Here is an 18,011-nt window from a genome sequence, read left to right on the forward strand (position 1 = left end):
TGACCCATGACGCGGTGCTTCAAAGGCCACGAGTGCGATGAGCAGGCGTTGCACAAGAGCACCAAGCCGATCTCGGAGTGCAAGAGCTATTTCACTGAGGAGAATGGGCGCAAGGTCAAGAATACCGAGGTGCCGGTACTGACCTGCGAGTGCATCTGGCGCTCGTACCAAAAAGAAGCGGAAGACATCATAGCGCCGGGTGGCAGGTTGATTGCCGACCCCAAGGCGCGCAATCGCGCCATCAATGCAGCCTATGCCAAGTTGTGGCTACATGACCACCGCTTCCAGTGGGCTGGACTAGCAGCCTTCGCGTCCAAGCAGGTCGGGTGCGGCCTGCTGCATGCAGCCGATTCGATCAAGAAAATTCAGGCCGAGCACGACGCGCAGCAGCGCATGGTAAACAGCAGTAAGCCAGGATGGGGCATCCCCGGCGTGTTCAGCATCGGCAAGGTAGATGAGAAGGCACTGCGCGATTACGAGCAGGCCCGCCGCAACAATCCGGTGCCGACTGCCGATATGCGGCGTGAGGGGGAATCGCTCTCGCTGGTGCAGCAACAGTACCAGTACGTGTATGAAAAGCTGGCCATGGGGAATACCACGCTGTTTCTGGATGTGTTCCCGCTGCATGCGTTTTACAAGAAGCGGGGATTGAAGGAACTCAAGACTTGCTTGGCCTCGCGCCAAAAGATCTATGGGAACAACAAGTACCCAGTGCTGTGGCCAGTGGGGCAGGATAAGCTTAGATTCGGCGTTGATTACTCGCAAATCTTGCAAGCCTTTGAAGCGATTGAGGCAGGCAACATACCGAAGAGCGTCGAATACCTAGCGCAACACGAGCAGGTCAACATCCTGCAACCGGCAATGTACAACGACCCGCAGTTGGTGGCGCTACTACGCAGCAATCACGCATCCTACGTTACTGGCTTCCCGTCGGGCGTGGCCGAAGCCATCGAACTGACGCTGGCCAGCCAATGCCGTCGGGTCGAGGACGGGCGCACCATCGGCTTCGGCAGCAACCCCGTGGCCGATCTGTCCGATATCAACCAGCGCATGCCCTTTGTACTCAAGGCGGCAGCACGCTTCAACGAGATGCTGCACAACCTCAACCGCCCCTTGCTGGAGCAATCCATCAAGGAAATTGCTGTAGGTAGTGGCGTACAATGAGCTGGTTAGCGCGCATTGGCTGGCGTCGGGGCGGACTGGGTTTGGCGATCGCTACCGTTCTGGCGCTGGCGGCGATACGCCTGTGCGTCCACGCCCAGTCGAGTGAGCCGGAAATCGCGTTGGTGATTGGTGAGCCCTATGAGGCCATGCGTCAGCGTTCCAGCGCGGCCATTGATCCGGCGATCCCAGGGCATGCTTGGTACAACATCCCTAAGTCCGATGCACGGCTGCGCTTCATCGACCCGCAGTATGGTTTCGTGACACCGCAAGCACGTTTCTTTACTGTGAGCTTCGACGATGAGCGAGTGGATAGTGTGCGCATGTCACCGCAGATCGAGCCACTGCCGCTCAACGATGCCCTCAAGATCGTGCTGGATTTGCAGGCACAGTGGCGCAAAGGTGGCTGGATGCCAATTCGTGTCAAGGACGATCCGCCATTCGCGGACACCCCTGAATGGCGTACCCAATTACGGGATGTGAATAAGGGGGGCACGACCTACTGGCAGGCGGGAAATAAATACCAAGCGATGCTGGTGGTGGGGCGCTTCAAAGACGATAAACACCCCAATGAGGAACGCTACCTCATCACGCTTGCCTTGGCTAAACCGTGGGTGGAGTAGCCATGCGCATAAGCTATGCCCGCGTCTCAACGCAGGAACAGGACAACGGTGCACAGATTGCGGCACTGGAAGTGGCAGGCTGTAGTCGCATCTTTGAAGAGAAAGCCTCAGCGGGCTGCTGGGATCGGCCTGAATTGCATCGGCTACTTGACAAGTTAGTGGTTAAGCCAAAGTCTTAATATGCCTTAATTTTTTTGAGACGACCCCAGCCCAAATAGACTTGGTTTTAGCGCTGGCGAACAACACAGCCGGTGAAAATGGAAACGGCGCCAATCGATGGCGCCGTTTTTGCTGGGGCTCAGCGACCTGCTTGAATCAGCGCCTTGGCCGCATCCAACATGCGGTTGGAGTATCCCCACTCATTGTCATACCAGGCCATGATCTTCACCTGACGGCCTGCAATCACTTTGGTCTGGGTTGCATCGAAAATACTGGATGCCGGGTTGTGGTTGAAATCAATTGATACCAGCGGTAGGGTGTTGACCTTCAAGATTCCTTGCAATGCTCCCTCCGCCGCTTCCTTGACGATCGCATTGACTTCATCTTTGGTCGTATCACGCCCCGCCTGGAAGACCAGATCCACCAAACTGACATTGATGGTGGGCACCCGCACTGCCATGCCATCCAGCTTGCCAGCCAGCTCAGGCATCACCAAGCCGATAGCCGCTGCCGCACCAGTCTTGGTCGGAATCATGGAATGTGTGGCCGCACGGGCGCGACGCAGGTCGCTGTGATACAGGTCCGTCAGCACCTGATCATTGGTGTAGGAATGGACGGTTGTCATCAAGCCAGACACGATGCCCAGCTTCTCGTGCAATGGCTTGACCACTGGTGCCAGGCAGTTGGTGGTGCAAGATGCATTCGAAATGACGGTGTGCTCTGGTCGCAGTGTCTGGTGATTGACACCATATACAATGGTGGCATCCACATCATTGCCACCTGGTGCCGAGATGATGACTTTCTTGGCCCCGGCTGCCAGATGCGCAGAAGCTTTTTCCTTGCTGGTGAACAGACCGGTGCACTCCAGCACCACGTCGATATTCAGCTCGGCCCACGGCAACTTGGCGGGATCACGTTCTGACAGGAAGCGGATACGATCGCCATTGACGATCATGTCGCTGCCATCGACCGACACATCAGCCTGGAAAGGGCCATGGACAGTATCGTATTGGGTCAGATGGGCGTTGATATTGGTGTCGCCCAATGTGTTGACTGCAACAATCTGAAACTCGTGATTACGCTTGGCTTCATACAACGCCCGTAGCGTATTGCGGCCAATGCGGCCATAACCGTTGATGGCAAGACGAATAGTCATGAACTTCTCTCCTACAAGGCGAATTCCCTCGCTGGTGTGAACCCCTGCCATGCACCATTGAGGAGGTTTACATTGCAATCAAGGCAGTACGTGATGCTTCTCGATCTGTCGCGAAGCCATCATGCTGCCGTTTTCACCGCTCCGTGGGGGAGAGCAATTTTCCGGTTACGCGGTGACATCATCACCGCTGAAAACATCAGTGTGCCGCCCTGTCATGCGATGTACGTTGATCTGGATCAGGGTACCTTACGCATCGTGCAGGCTGATATCACTTGGTGTATTTTCTGCCGCACGGGTTCATTTATACCCAAAGCAGCCTTGTAGAAGCCGAATACCAATCGTGGATGCCACGGCCCGAGCATCTGGGCCGCCGTCGGAGACAACGGCCCCTGCTTAACTATTAGCCTTTCACCCCACCTGCGGTCAGCCCAGAGATCATCCATTTCTGCGCGATCAGGAAGACCACCGTGATCGGCAAGCCCGAGAGAATGGCAGCAGCGGCAAAATCTCCCCACATATACTTTTGTGGGTACAGGAACATCTTTGAGCCGACAGCCAGAGTCAGATTCTCTTGCTGATGCAGCAGTACGGATGCCACAGGATACTCAATGATTGCGTTGATGAAGGCCAACAAGAACACCACCATCAGAATAGGCAGCGCCATCGGCAACAGCACCAGGCGGAAAGCCTGCCATGGCGTTGCGCCATCTACTTTGGCTGCTTCTTCGATTTCTGCGGGAATGGTGTCGTAATAGCCTTTGATCGTCCATACATGCATGGCGATACCGCCCGCATAGGCAAGTACCAGGCTGCCATGGCTGTCGATACCCAGCCAAGGGACATAAGTACCGATTTGATCAAAGATCGCGAAAATGGCCACCAGCGCCAATACTGCTGGGAACATCTGCATCAGCAGCATGGCAGTCATGGTCTGATTTTTGAACGGAAACTTCATCCGGGCAAAAGCAAATGCACAGGTAGTGGATAGCAGCAAGGTGACGGCAGCCGACATGGTCGCTACCTTGATCGAATTCCACAGCCAGCGCATGACCGGAAACGGCGGCTGCACCAAACTGCCGTCCGCCCCTTGGTAGGAGATGCCCAAGGCCAGCTTCCAATGCTCAAAGCTGATGGTATCGGGGATGATGCTGCCTGTGGCGAAGTTGCCCGGGCGCAAGCTGATCGACAGGATCATCACAAATGGAAACATGATCAATGCAATGAACGCGATGATGCCGATATGCGCGGCGACAACCCGCCAGCGGTGAGATTTATCGAGTACAACAGCCATTCTGAAACTCCCTCAATCTGGTCAGGCCAGTGACACCCTGGCCCCATGTGTTCGCTCGATCAGCGTGCCTCGGTCTGGTTGACCTTGGTCAGCCGTAGATTCGCCAATGACAATGCCGCCACTAGAATGAAAATCACTGTGGAGATGGCTGCCGCCAGCCCGAAATTCTGACCAGAATCCTCGAATGCGATGCGATAGGTGTAGGACACCAGCAAATCGGTCGTCCCAGCGGGCACCTTGGTATCCAGAAAGTCCGGACGGCCCGATGTCAATAAGCTGATCAGGACGAAGTTGTTGAAATTGAACGCAAAGGCTGAAATCAACAATGGCGTGATCGGCTTGACGATCAACGGCACCGTGATCTTGAAGAAATTGGTCAGCGGGCCCGCTCCGGCAATGGCCGAGGCCTCATACAAGTCTGACGGAATCGCCTTGATCAGCCCCATGCACAACACCATCATGTAGGGGTAACCCAACCAGGTATTGACGATCAGAATCATCACCTTGGCCAGGAAAGGATCGGAGAACCAAGCAGGTTTGATGCCAAACAAGGCATCGAGGATCATGTTGATCTCACCGAAACTCTGATTGAACAAGCCCTTGAATACCAGAATCGAGATGAAGCCAGGTACCGCATAGGGCAGGAACAACATGGTGCGGTACAACCCCCGGAAGCGTAGCGCCTCCCAGTTCAGCAACACCGCCAATATGATACCGACGCTCAGCGTGAATACCACGGTCAATGCCGAGAACACGACTGTCCACCCGAAAATACGGGCAAATGGCTCCTGGAAATTGGGGTCTGTGAAGATGCGGGCAAAGTTGGAAAAACCGACATTCACTTTGAAGCCCGGCTGCACCTGCTCACCCTTGGCATTTTCGTAAAAGCCCGTTGTGAAATTGGGGCGCAATACTTCGCTGGTTTCCTGATTGACCAGCGCACCATCAGGATTCTTGACATACAGCTTGTGTACTGGCGCGAATTCACGTAGGCCGGACATGGATGCCTGCTTGCCACCCGGTATCACTACAGCAATCGCTTTCAATGCACCTTGCAGCTTGATCAGCTCGCGTAATTGAACTGCCTCACCCAACACGATATTGGCCTGATCAAATGGGTGCATCTCCAGTTTCAGCGTTTCGACTTTTTTCAACGCCAATGCGCTGCTGACGAAAACGGCTCCTGTTTGGCTGTCTTCCAGACGGATACGATAAGCCTGACCATCAGCATGCAAGGAAAAAGCATAGCTATCGCCTTCAGCCCGATAAGTTTCATCAAGCAGATACTGGGTTGCCCGATCATAGGTCAACAGATTCTTTGAGCTGTAATTGGTAAAACCGATTGCAATCGTATATACCAAAGGCAACAGCACAAAGATGGCGATTCCGGCCAAGCCAGGAAACAGATAGCGGTAGGCGTATGCACGTGGCGATGTATAGACATAGACCGCCAAGCCGACCACAGCCAGTACGCCCATTGCAAGAACCGGCTGACCGGCGGTGTAGACCATCGCCACGCCATACAGGGCTGCCAATAACAACAGCAGCAATGCCGCCTTACCGATCCACGATCCCAAAGATCTACCCATATACCCTCTCGTTACCTCTTGACGACCTTGTGGCCGGGCCAACTGATCCCGTCGGCCAGGGGGAATGTCCTGCAAGCGCATGGTTTGTCACCCATCTGTCAGGCGCCTCCGCTGTGGGGCGTGGCACTGCGCCATGCTTGTTATACGGGCTGTATTCAGCCTCTTGGCATTTCGGTGAAGCAGACGATCATTTCGCCCCACCCCACCGATTGCCTTACCTGCCGTGAGGCCCACGTAGACAAGACGATCGACCCGTACAGACCGGGCCGATCACCATGCGGCGTGGGTGGATCACAGTTGTTGCTTATTTGCCAACGATCTGCTTCGCCGCAGCGTCCAAGCCTTCTTTCGCGCCCTGACGACCCTGCGTGATGTTTTGCAGCTTCGAATTCATGGACGACCAGAAGCGCCCCATCTCCGGATTATTGGGCATGGGTGCGCCTGCCTGTGCCGAGGCCATGGTGGCTTGAATGTTGGGGTTGGACTTCAGCTCGCTGAACAGCGCCTTGTTGGCCGGCGTGCCCAATGGAACGTCAGCGTTACAGGTTTTCAACCCAGCCACACTCAACATGTGGTTCTCGATGAATTCCACCGCCAAGTCTTTATTCGGCGAAGCACGGTTGATCATGGCACCCAGGACACCGACGAAAGGTGCGGCTGCTTTACCATCGACAGTCGGGATCTGCGTGACGCCAAAGTTGATCTTGGATTTCTCCAGGTTGTCCCACGCCCAGGGGCCATTGATCATCATGGCGATCTTGCCTTGGTTCACGCCTGCTTCCATATCTGCATAGCTTGCGCCCTTAGGCATCGCACCGGCTTTGATCAGCTTCATGATGGTCTCGACGCCTTTGACAGCACCAGCGTTGTTGACACCTGTATCGTTGGCATCATAGGAGCCATCAGCTTTGGCCTTGAAGGCATAACCGCCACCTGCGGCCAGCAGTGGCCAGGAGAAATAGGTGTTGGTGTAGTCCCACAGCAGGGCATGCTTGCCTTGCTTCTGCAGTTCCTTATCCAGCTTCAGCACATCGTCAAATGACTTCGGCGGCGTCTTGACCAAATCTTTGTTGTAAATCAGTGCCACGGCTTCAATGGACAACGGATAGCCATAGGTCTTGCCACCCACCGTGAACGCCTTCCAAGCCAGTGGCTCGATATCGCCCTGAACCTTCTTGGAAGGCTTGATGTCTGCAATCAAGCCGGATTGAATCCATTCACCGATGCGGTCATGCGGCCAGATCCAGATATCTGGCCCCTTCCCGGCGGCGGCAGCTTGCTGGAACTTGCTGGGCGCGTCTTCGGGATGCTCGACCGTCACTTGAACACCGGTCTTCTTGGCGAATTCTTCACCGACTTTTTGCAAGCCGTTGTAGCACTTGTCACCGTTGATCCACACCAACAGCTTGCCTTGATCAGCCGCTTGAGCATTTCCGGCAAAAGCAAATGCCACAGCGGCAGCCGCTGCGGCAAATTTCATCTTGTCACCTGCTGAGGACATTGACATCTCCTTCTAAGTTTTCCGACCCAGGTATGGGTGGGTGTCGTCTTTGAAACCTACTTTACAATCAGGCGCGCATTGCCCATACGCGCCGTCAATCCGCTTTCAAGCGACTTTTTCTTGTTTGGTTGCAACTGGATCAATCGTGCGGCGGCAAGCCAGTCCATTTTCATCGAACAGATAACAATGCTGCTCCGGCAGCCCCAATGTAACCTGCTCACCACGTATGGCCCGGTTGTCTGCTGCAGCGCGCGCGATCAAATGGTCGTCCGCACCGGCCACATCGATATAGAGGTAGGTCACGTCACCCAGATGCTCAGCAACCTGCAGCGTGCCGTGCAATATGTTGTCCCCCAATGGGCCATCCGCTACGACATGTTCGGGGCGAATGCCCAAGGTCACCTTGCTACCGACGCTGAGATGTGATGCATCGACCGCCACACGAATCACATCACCACTGTGCAATTTGACACGGGCGACCTTGCTATCTGCCGATATCAATTCGGCTGGCGCAAAGTTCATTTTGGGCGAGCCGATGAAGCCAGCCACAAACAGATTGCATGGGTGGTTGTATAGCTCGATCGGGTGTCCAACCTGCTCCACCTTGCCAGCACTCAATACCACGATACGATCCGCCAGCGTCATCGCCTCCACCTGATCGTGTGTGACATAGATCATGGTGGTGGCCAGCTCGCGGTGCAGTTTGGCAATCTCGATCCGCATCTGTACCCGTAATGCGGCATCCAGGTTGGAGAGCGGCTCATCGAACAGAAACACATTGGGTTTACGGACAATGGCCCGGCCAATGGCAACCCGCTGGCGCTGCCCGCCAGACAGTGCCTTAGGTTTACGAGCAAGCAGATGCTCGATCTGCAGAATTTTGGCCGCCCGCTCAACCGCCGCATTCATCTCCTGTTTGCTCGCACCCGCCAGCTTCAGGCCAAATGCCATGTTCTCGGCCACAGTCATATGCGGGTAGAGCGCGTAACTCTGGAACACCATGGCAATACCGCGTTTAGCGGGTGGTATGTCATTACACAACTGACCACCAATATAGAGCTCGCCCGCAGTGATGTCTTCCAGGCCTGCGATGGTGCGCAATAGCGTCGATTTACCGCAGCCAGATGGCCCGACGAAAACAACGAACTCGCCATCTTTGATATTGAGATCAATGCCATGCAAGGTTTCAATGTCGCCATAGGCCTTGCGAATACCCTTCAGAATTACTTCAGCCATGTCATCTGCCTTTAGATTGCAAGCCGCTGCCGATTCGGTCAGGCGCGGGTAAGGTGTCCATAGAATGCCGAATATGCCGGCAATTCGATTGTTGAACCGTTCAAGGTACTATCAAAGCCATGCCCAACAATCAGCGTCACCTGGTGATCGACGGGCAACGCCACCTGCTGGGTCTGCCCACTGAAATTGAAGCACGCGAACATTGACTGCTCCCCCTCGAATCGCTCGAAGGCCAGCACTTCAGCTTGTGTATCGACGAATCGGATCTGGCTGTCGAGAAGCAATGGCTGCGTTTTCCGCCAAGCCAGAAACGCCCTGAAGAAGTGCAATACCGACGCGGGGTCGGCCTCCTGCACATCCACTGCGCGTTCACGATGTACAGAGGGCACCGGTAACCATGGCGTAGCGGATGAGAATCCGCCATGATCTGCGTCATGCTGCCACGGCATTGGCGTGCGACAGCCGTCACGGCCTTTGAATTCAGGCCAGAAGGCAATGCCATAGGGGTCTTGCAGTTGTTCGAAAGGAATATCAGCCTCGGTCAAAGCCAGCTCTTCACCTTGATACAGGCAGACACTACCTCGTAAGCTGGTCTCCATGGCCAGCCACATCTTGGCCAACTGGGGGTTGGTCTCGCCTTTTCCCCAGCGCGTCAGGACCCGCTGCACATCATGATTACCGATTGACCAGCAACCCCAACCATCACCAATCTGAGCTTCTAGCGCCTCCACCTGTTGGCGGATGTATGCGGGCGAGCCATCCTGTGTCAGCAGATTGAAGCTATACGCCATATGCAGCTTGTCACCACCATTGGTATAGGCCGCCATGACCGCCAAGGAATCATCGTCACCCACCTCTCCCACGCTAGCTGCGCCGAATTCATCCAGTAAACCGCGCACGCGCTTCAGAAAGGCCAGGTTCTCCGGCTGGGTCTTGTCGTACAGATGGCGCTGGAATCCATAGGGATTGTCAGCCGAGACAGTTGTACTATCCCGATGGCTGGCTGGCGGATTGTTACGAAGCTGTCGGTCGTGGAAGTGGAAATTGCAGGCATCGAACCGGAAACCATCAACACCCCGCTCTAGCCAAAAACGAATGGTGCCGAGAATGGCATCCTGCACCTCGGGATGGTGGAAATTAAGGTCTGGCTGGCTTTGCAGGAAGTTATGCAGGTAATACTGCTTGCGGCGGGCATCCCATTGCCAAGCGGAGCCACCAAAGACCGACAGCCAATTTGTCGGTGGCGTACCATCAGCATTGGCTTCCGCCCATACATACCAATCGGCCTTGGGATTATCTCTGCTTTGCCGACATTCTTTGAACCAGGGGTGCTGATCTGCCGTGTGCGACAGAACCTGGTCAATGACCACCTTCAACCCCAGCTCATGCGCCTTGGCAATCAACACATCGAAATCAGCCAACGTGCCGAACAGTGGATCAACATCACAATAGTCCGATACATCGTAGCCGAAATCCTTCATCGGTGATTTGAAGAACGGGGAGATCCAGATGGCATCGACACCCAAGCTGGCAATATAGGGCAGCTTTTCGACGATACCCGGCAAATCACCGATGCCATCATGATTGCTATCTGCAAAGCTGCGTGGATAGATCTGATAGATCACGCCACCACGCCACCAATTTTTACTTGCCTGCATCATCTTTATGCCTTTTTGCAATTCGATATACCCGTTATCCAGGCACATTGCATTACAAAAAAATGCGGCGAGCGGGCGGAGATCGATACCCGCCGCCGCTAACCCTCTGGGAGGAGCTTAAGAAGGAAACTTGTTAAACCCTGACTGGCTTACCACCAAGCTTCAGTCTGGATACCATAGGAAGTGCCATTGGTCTTATCCTTGAAGACATCTCCACCGGCCACGCCCTCTTTGTTCCACTTGGCGTAAGTGACAAATGCACGGATGGTCGGACGAGACCAATAGCTCTTGCCTGCCGAAATCTGAGGTGCGATGGTCACTTTCCACAGATTACGGCTGTCGCCGGCTGCAGGCTTCACCTTGTCATAGCCAAGCTCGGTCGCCAGGCTGAACAATTCGTTGAAGTGATAGACCGGGCGCACGCCAGCGGTGAACCATTTGTCACCATCTTTCACCTTGGTGTAACCCACTACACCTTCACCATCGAGATTGCCCGCGTTGAAGAAGAAGCGATCCAACACACGCCACTTGTTCTTGTCGTTGGTGCCTGGGTAGGAAGAGCCATCCAGCTCAATGTTCTTGTCCGCATACTGAACAATGAACTTGTTCCAGTTGTCGCCCAGTGACAGGTTGTGCTGGACAGTGAACGATGTGCCGTTCTTGTTACCGGTACCATTGTTGTCAACGTTGTTCTTGGAACCGAAGTTCAAGCCCAGATCCAGTGAGCCTGCGCCACCCAGCTTGATCGCTTCCAGGCGCATGTCATGCGTGGTCTGGGTGACTTTACTGTTCTTGCTATCAGCACGACGGATATAGGCATATGACAACTTGCCGAATCCCAGGTCGATATCTTCGATACCACCGCCAGGGCCGGAGTTATTCCAGTAGAAGAAGTCATTCAGGTGGATATCATTACGCTTGTAGTAACGCTTACCCGCCCAGATCTTGGCCGTTGACAGCGCCCCTTCACCAAACCCACCGACTTCCGTCCAAGTCTGACGCCAAGCTGGGTCTGCCTGCTCCCAGTCACCATCGGCAGGCACGGAGAAAGCGAGCATGGTATGCAGTTTGAAGTAAGCGCTACCTTGTGCGGCCTTGTACAGATCTGCATCAAAAGCCAGCTCGCCGTAGGTTTCGCATTCGTTGCCCAAACGGTACTTGGATGCTGCACCATCCAACTGGTAACAGACCTGCTTACCGCCTTTTGAGCTGCTGCCCGCGCCAGAGCGCAAATAGCCATGAAAATCGATGCCAGCAGCAAATGATTGTGCCGCAAGCGCAGCAGATACCGCTGCAACTGATAGTGCGGTTTTAAATTTTGGATTCATGTCACCCTCCACAGTTGAAAGAACAATCGGCACTTGCATAAGCCAACTGTCAAGAAAAACGGATCACACTATTATTGTTATGCCCCTGCCGTTTTCCACTGTCACTGTTGTTGCTTGCCCGCTATCGGGATATGCCCTTTCAAAAAGAACATGTTGTTTTTTATAGTTGTTTATCGACGAAGCGCAGCTGCTTCCTGCGCCAGCTTGGTAATTGCCGCCCAATCGCCATTTTCCAGCAATGCTTTGGGTGTCAGCCATGAACCACCCACACATGCTACGTTTGGTAACGACAAGAACTCCGGTGCCGTCGTGACGGATATCCCGCCGGTCGGGCAAAAAACGATATCGGCAAATGGCCCACCCAGGGCCTTCAACATGCCCACCCCACCGGCCTGTTGTGCCGGAAACAATTTGAGCCGGGTGAAGCCTGCATCACGTGCGCGCATCAGATCCGATGGCGTCATCACACCCGGCAGCAAGGGTATTGCTGTCGCTTGGGCAGCCGCTGCCAGCGCATCGGTCAGACCCGGGCTGACCATAAATTGCGCACCAGCGGCAACCGCAGCCTGCAATTCCTCTGGATTGGTCACGGTACCCGCACCCACAATGGCATCCGGTACCGCAGCTCGCATGGCACGGATGGCATCAAGTGCGATGGCAGAACGCAAGGTGACTTCGAGCACGCGAATGCCACCTGCTACCAAGGCCTGTGCCAATGGCACAGCATGTTCAATCTTTTCGACCACAATCACCGGCATGACCGGAGAAGCACGCATGATGGAGAGGATGTCCATTCGTATCCTTTTTATGCAACCCGTCTTAATATGACCTGTTTCCTTGGCGTTGATCCCAACGCGCTCAGTCGAGCATGCCGAAACTCATCGCACCTTGCTCGGCCCCGGTGGCATGGCCACGGAAGGCACCAAACAGCTCACGGCCCATGCCGAAGTTGTTATCACGCAGATCACGTTGTGCGATCTCCCGTTCTGCCCACTCATCATCAGCGACTTCAGCACGTAAGACCCCCTGCTCGGCATCAAGCAAAATGATGTCGCCGTCCCTGACTCGCCCCAAAGGACCACCTACAACACACTCTGGTGTCACATGGATGGCGGCAGGCACTTTGCCCGAGGCACCAGACATCCGACCATCGGTGACCAAGGCCACCTTGAAGCCTTTGTCTTGTAGATTGGCCAAGGTTGGGGTGAGCTTGTGCAACTCTGGCATGCCGTTTGCCCGAGGGCCTTGAAAACGAATCACCGCAATAAAATCACGCTCCAGCTCACCGCGCTTATATGCACTCAGCAGTTCATCCTGGCCATCGAACACCACGGCAGGTGCTCGTACGACGCGGTTTTGCGGCTTGACTGCGGAAACCTTGATCACTGAACGACCCAAATTGCCGGTCAACAGCTTCAATCCGCCATCTGCAGAGAATGGGCTGCTGGCTTTACGCAACACATCTTGATCAAGGCTTTCGACCGGCGCATCACGCCAAGTCAGCCGCCCCTCTAGCAGGAAAGGCTCTTTCATATAGTGTCGCAAGCCACGACCCATGATGGTCAATACGTCTTCATGCATCAGGCCGGCATCCAACAGCTCCCGGATCAAGAACCCCATGCCACCTGCGGCATGAAAATGATTCACATCGGCAGAGCCGTTGGGATAGATTCTGGCCAGTAGTGGCACAACTGCCGACAACTCATCAAAATCAGTCCAATCGATGAGGATGCCCGCCGCACGTGCCATCGCTATCAAATGGATGGTGTGATTGGTGGAGCCGCCGGTTGCAAGCAAACCAACGATGGCATTGACGATCGTTTTTTCGTCCACGATCTCGGCTACAGGTGTGTAACGCTGCCCCAGATCGGTCAATTGAGCCGCATGACGTGCCGCCTCACGCGTCAGCGCTTCTCGCAATGGAGTGCCGGGGGTCACAAAGGCTGCGCCAGGCAGATGGAGCCCCATCACCTCCATCAACATCTGATTGGAGTTGGCAGTGCCATAGAATGTACAGGTACCAGCGCCATGGTAAGCCTGAGATTCCGCCTCCAGCAGCGCCTCACGGGTCAGCTGCCCAGCAGCATGCAGTTGGCGGATACGTGCTTTCTCATCATTTGACAAACCTGATGTCATTGGCCCCGCTGGCACAAACACAGCTGGCAGATGCCCAAATTGCAAGGCACCGATCAACAAACCTGGCACGATCTTGTCACAGACGCCGAGATACAAGGCGGCATCAAACATATTGTGAGACAGCGCAATCGCGGTTGACATGGCGATTACATCCCTGGAGAACAACGATAGCTCCATCCCGGGTTGGCCCTGGGTCACGCCATCACACATGGCGGGCACGCCCCCTGCGAATTGCGCGGTTGCGCCAGCTTCCCGAGCTGCATCCTTGATCCAGGCGGGGAAGGCTTCGAATGGTTGATGTGCCGACAACATATCGTTGTATGCCGAGACAATCGCCACATTTGCCTTGCGGACTTCCCTCAGCATGATCTTGTCACCAGCCGGTGCTGCCGCAAAGCCATGCGCCAGATTGGTGCATGACAGATGCCCTCTCAACGGACCTTGCCCACGTGCATTGGCCACCCGTTGCAAATAAGCCGTGCGCAACGACGCGCTACGCGCTTTGATTCGTGTAGTGACTTCGGCAACTCGTTGATTCAGCATGCTTTACCTAGCTATTGAAAGTTCAACACATTTCAGCAGACGCGCTGGCACGGCAATGGTAGTTTTCCTACAACTCAAAAGCAAGCGCTATTTTTAGTTTTGCTACATTTTGGTGCAGAGGAATAATGAAATTCCATACATTACAATGATTTCATTGAGTTTAATTGCCAGGCCCATTGCACCATCATGTACTGATACTACGTAATCTAGTGTAATCCCTTTGTACATTTCCATATCATTGTAGTAATCTTACATACAATTCTAAGATCAGATTACGGCTCATCATTACCGACCATGCCGCGCTGCACCGATAAGACAAAAACCCGTCGGAACAGTGACATGAATAGATCACCTACGAGCTGTATAGGCGGTTCTGGTGCTCGTTGCCAGATAAACAGGATGCAATCTGGTTACAGCCAAGGCGCAGCGCCCCACAAGTGTGCCAAGGATTCTGGATGGACTACGTAGCGCCAGCAGTGATCCCTGGCGCATGAGACAAAGGAAAGGAAAAGCTGTGGCTGCGGTACAGACGTTTGACATGATTTTGTTCGGTGGAACCGGCGATCTGGTGATGCGTAAGCTGTTGCCAGCGCTATATCATCAGCATCGCGACGGGCAGATGGGGGATGGTGCCCGCATCATCGGCGTTGCACGTAGCAATTTAAGTAGTGACGACTACATCGCCACCGCCGAGAAGCACTGTGCCCAATACCTGGGTGAAGCCTTCGACAAGGCTGTCTGGGCCAGCTTCGCACAGCGCCTGGGCTACCAGCGGGTGGATGCGCAGAATCCCGCTCACTTTGCTGATCTGGCCGCCATGTTGGATCAATTCAAAGACCGTATCCGTGTCTATTATCTCTCCACCGCACCCAGCCTGTTCACTGCGACGTGCGAGAACCTCGCCAATGCCGGTCTGGTGACTGCTCACTCCCGCGTGGTGCTCGAAAAGCCTCTTGGCCATGATCTCGCATCATCGCAAGCGATCAATGATGCGGTAGGCCGCTATTTCGCTGAAAATCAGATTTACCGGATCGACCATTACCTGGGCAAAGAACCGGTACAGAACCTGCTCGCACTACGCTTTGGCAATGCGCTGTTCGAGCCGTTGTGGCGTCGTGAATGGGTGCGAGATGTCCAGATCACCGTTGCAGAGCAGATTGGTGTCGAGACGCGTGGCGATTTTTACGACAAGACAGGCGCGCTGCGCGATATGGTGCAAAACCATCTGCTGCAATTGCTGTGCATCGTTGCGATGGAGCCGCCTTCCAGTATCGATTCCGATGCGGTTCGCGATGAAAAATTGAAGGTGCTGCGTGCGCTGAAGCCTTTCACACCCAACGAGGTCATCACCAAGACTGTCCGAGGACAATACCGGGCGGGTGCTGCGGCAGGCAAGCCTGTACCTGGGTATCTGGAAGAGCCCGAGATTCCTGCGGACAGCCGCACCGAGACGTTCGTTGCGATCAAGGCGGAAATCGACACCTGGCGCTGGGCTGGCGTGCCCTTCTTTTTGCGCACCGGCAAGCGTATGCAGGAAAAAGTCGCTGAGATCGTCATCAACTTCCGGGATGTGCCGCATTCCATCTTTGGCATGCCTGCGGGGCATGGTTTCAACCGGTTGGTCATCCGCATGCAACCCGAAGAATCCATGAAGCTCTATCTGCTGGCCAAACAACCCGGCGATGCCATGCATCTGGGCCAGGTCCATCTCAATCTCGATTTTGAGGAAACGTTCAAGACACGGCGCCTGGAAGCCTATGAACGTCTACTCATGGATGCGGTGCGGGGCAAGTTGACCCTGTTTGTGCGCCGTGACGAGCAAGAGGCTGCCTGGCGTTGGGTAGAGCCGATCATCGATGCATGGGAACAAAGCACCGACAAGCCCAAAACCTATACCGCCGGGACATGGGGCCCAGCGGCCTCCAGCGCTCTGCTGTCGCGGGATGGCCTGGCTTGGCATGAGGAAATATGATGGCCGTGACTGAACACCTGTTTGACAACACCTCTTCACTGGATCAAGCGCTCGCTCAGCAAGTCGGCCAGATCTTGAAAGATGCCGTAGCCGAGCGAGGCCAGGCCAGCCTGGCCGTGTCGGGTGGCCGGACACCGTTAGGCTTTTTCAAGGCTTTGTCGCAGATGGCATTGCCCTGGCAAGCCATCGTGGTCACCTTGGTGGATGAGCGCTGGGTGGCACCCGCACACGGTGATAGCAATGAAAAACTGGTTCGGGACAACTTGCTGCAACACGCTGCCGCAGTTGCCCGATTCGTTCCAATGAAAAATCTGGCCGACACCCCCGAGGCGGGCCTTGAACAGCTCATAGCGGCGTATCAGGCCGTTCCCAAGCCGTTCGATGTCATCATCTTGGGCATGGGTGATGATGGGCATACAGCGTCACTCTTTCCTGGGGCAGATGAGCTGCAACATGGCCTGACCAGCCAAGACCTGCTATGTGCCGTGAACCCAGGGCATGCCCCCCATGCAAGAATGTCGCTGACTGCGCACAGCATCACCCAGGCACGTCATCTGTTCCTGCACATCAGCGGGCAAAAGAAACGCGACGTACTTGCACAAGCCATGCAGGCGGGGCCTGTTGAAGCACTCCCCGTGCGCTTTGCCATTCAGCAACACAAGGTACCTTTACATGTCTATTGGGCAGCCTGATCACTTTCCACGTCTATTGGGCGACATTGGTGGCACCAATGCCCGCTTTGCCCTGCAATTCAGCGCTGGCGGGCCGATTGAGCACATCGTGACGCTTCCCTGCGAGGCGTTCCCTACGCCTTTGGCCGCCATCCAGCACTACTTGGCACAAGCGGGCGGCGTGACGCCACGCTGTGGCGCCATTGGTATAGCCAATCCCATCACCGGCGATTTGGTGAAAATGACCAATCACCATTGGACATTTTCCATCGAGGCATTGCGCCAAGCCTTGATGTTGGATCGATTGTTGTTCCTGAACGACTTCACCACCCTGGCATGGTCACTCCCGGCGCTCAAGCCGGAAGAGTTGACGCAGGTTGGAGGGGGCACGGCGATCGAACGGGCGCCCATCGCACTCTTGGGTGCGGGCACGGGCTTGGGCGTCTCGGGCCTGGTGCCTTACCCGGGCGGCTATGCGCCACTGGAAGGTGAAGGCGGTCATGTGACATTGCCGACATTCAATGACCGAGAAGCGGCCATTGTCAGTCTGATCCGTCGCGAATTCCCGCATGTCTCGGCAGAGCGGGTTTTGTCCGGGGTTGGTCTGCCCACGCTGTATCTGGCCATTGCACAGCTGCAACAGGTCGAGCCGGAAACATTGACGCCAGCCCAGATCACCGAACGTGCCATCAGCCGGAGCTGTCCAGTCTGTGCCGAAGTGCTCTCCACATTCTGTGCCATGCTGGGCACGGTTGCGGCAGATCTGGCACTGACATTGGGTGCGCGGGGTGGCGTCTACATCGGCGGGGGCATCATACCCAAGCTGGGCGACTACTTTATTCAATCGACCTTCCGCGCACGCTTTGAGCAGAAGGGCCGGTTTGAGCAATACCTGCGCGCCATTCCAGTCTATGTGATCCATGCGCAGTACCCAGCACTGACCGGGGCGGCGCGGGCGCTGGATAGCGCGATCTGAATTAACCTGCA

At 55.2% G+C, this 18,011-nt stretch carries 14 protein-coding genes and 1 pseudogene; 6 read left to right on the forward strand and 9 right to left on the reverse strand.

Features of this window, described 5'->3' with window-relative positions; genetic code table 11:
• Positions 1-6 precede the first annotated feature (6 nt).
• The 3 genes and pseudogenes from HNQ59_RS01690 to HNQ59_RS01700 all read left to right on the forward strand — a co-directional run.
• Complete coding sequence (locus HNQ59_RS01690; RefSeq protein WP_184034359.1) at positions 7-1,164, forward strand: DUF2515 family protein; 1,158 nt, start codon at positions 7-9, stop codon at positions 1,162-1,164.
• Complete coding sequence (locus HNQ59_RS01695; RefSeq protein WP_184034362.1) at positions 1,161-1,784, forward strand: hypothetical protein; 624 nt, start codon at positions 1,161-1,163, stop codon at positions 1,782-1,784. The genes HNQ59_RS01690 and HNQ59_RS01695 overlap by 4 nt, the downstream gene beginning before the upstream one ends.
• A gap of 2 nt (positions 1,785-1,786) precedes the next feature.
• Positions 1,787-1,942: pseudogene (locus HNQ59_RS01700) on the forward strand (recombinase family protein); the annotation flags it as partial.
• 140 nt (positions 1,943-2,082) lie between these two features.
• Here the strand turns inward: HNQ59_RS01700 and gap are convergent.
• From gap to edd, 9 genes are all read right to left on the reverse strand, one after another.
• Complete coding sequence (gene gap / locus HNQ59_RS01705) at positions 2,083-3,099, reverse strand: type I glyceraldehyde-3-phosphate dehydrogenase (RefSeq protein ID WP_184034368.1); 1,017 nt, start codon at positions 3,097-3,099, stop codon at positions 2,083-2,085.
• Between the two features lie 400 nt (positions 3,100-3,499).
• Positions 3,500-4,390, reverse strand: a complete 891-nt coding sequence (gene malG / locus HNQ59_RS01710) for a maltose ABC transporter permease MalG (protein WP_184034371.1) — start codon at positions 4,388-4,390, stop codon at positions 3,500-3,502.
• Positions 4,391-4,449: 59 nt separating this feature from the next.
• On the reverse strand, positions 4,450-5,979 hold the full coding sequence (gene malF / locus HNQ59_RS01715) for a maltose ABC transporter permease MalF (protein WP_184034374.1): 1,530 nt from the start codon (positions 5,977-5,979) through the stop codon (positions 4,450-4,452).
• Between the two features lie 304 nt (positions 5,980-6,283).
• Positions 6,284-7,480 carry a maltose/maltodextrin ABC transporter substrate-binding protein MalE gene (gene malE / locus HNQ59_RS01720; RefSeq protein ID WP_184034378.1) on the reverse strand — a complete coding sequence of 399 codons (1,197 nt, stop codon included), beginning with the start codon at positions 7,478-7,480 and terminating at the stop codon, positions 6,284-6,286.
• A gap of 105 nt (positions 7,481-7,585) precedes the next feature.
• A complete protein-coding gene (locus HNQ59_RS01725; protein ID WP_184034386.1) occupies positions 7,586-8,716 on the reverse strand; it encodes an ABC transporter ATP-binding protein in 1,131 nt (376 codons plus the stop codon).
• A gap of 38 nt (positions 8,717-8,754) precedes the next feature.
• A complete protein-coding gene (locus HNQ59_RS01730) occupies positions 8,755-10,377 on the reverse strand; it encodes an alpha-glucosidase (protein WP_246490807.1) in 1,623 nt (540 codons plus the stop codon).
• A 146-nt stretch (positions 10,378-10,523) separates the two neighbouring features.
• Positions 10,524-11,702 (reverse strand): maltoporin, encoded by a 1,179-nt coding sequence (locus HNQ59_RS01735; protein WP_184034392.1) that lies wholly within the window; start codon positions 11,700-11,702, stop codon positions 10,524-10,526.
• A 170-nt stretch (positions 11,703-11,872) separates the two neighbouring features.
• Positions 11,873-12,496 carry a bifunctional 4-hydroxy-2-oxoglutarate aldolase/2-dehydro-3-deoxy-phosphogluconate aldolase gene (locus HNQ59_RS01740; protein ID WP_184034395.1) on the reverse strand — a complete coding sequence of 208 codons (624 nt, stop codon included), beginning with the start codon at positions 12,494-12,496 and terminating at the stop codon, positions 11,873-11,875.
• A 64-nt stretch (positions 12,497-12,560) separates the two neighbouring features.
• Positions 12,561-14,381, reverse strand: coding sequence for a phosphogluconate dehydratase (gene edd, locus HNQ59_RS01745; protein ID WP_184034398.1), 1,821 nt, complete (start codon positions 14,379-14,381; stop codon positions 12,561-12,563).
• A 538-nt stretch (positions 14,382-14,919) separates the two neighbouring features.
• Here edd and zwf point away from each other — a divergent pair.
• The 3 genes from zwf to HNQ59_RS01760 are packed head-to-tail and all read left to right on the forward strand — an operon-like array spanning position 14,920 to position 18,000.
• On the forward strand, positions 14,920-16,353 hold the full coding sequence (gene zwf / locus HNQ59_RS01750) for a glucose-6-phosphate dehydrogenase (protein WP_221320161.1): 1,434 nt from the start codon (positions 14,920-14,922) through the stop codon (positions 16,351-16,353).
• A 5-nt stretch (positions 16,354-16,358) separates the two neighbouring features.
• A complete protein-coding gene (gene pgl, locus HNQ59_RS01755) occupies positions 16,359-17,045 on the forward strand; it encodes a 6-phosphogluconolactonase (protein ID WP_343074188.1) in 687 nt (228 codons plus the stop codon).
• Positions 17,026-18,000 (forward strand): glucokinase, encoded by a 975-nt coding sequence (locus HNQ59_RS01760; RefSeq protein ID WP_184034407.1) that lies wholly within the window; start codon positions 17,026-17,028, stop codon positions 17,998-18,000. The genes pgl and HNQ59_RS01760 overlap by 20 nt, the downstream gene beginning before the upstream one ends.
• Positions 18,001-18,011: the final 11 nt, after the last annotated feature.

Source organism: Chitinivorax tropicus (genome assembly GCF_014202905.1).
GTDB lineage: Bacteria > Pseudomonadota > Gammaproteobacteria > Burkholderiales > SCOH01 > Chitinivorax > Chitinivorax tropicus.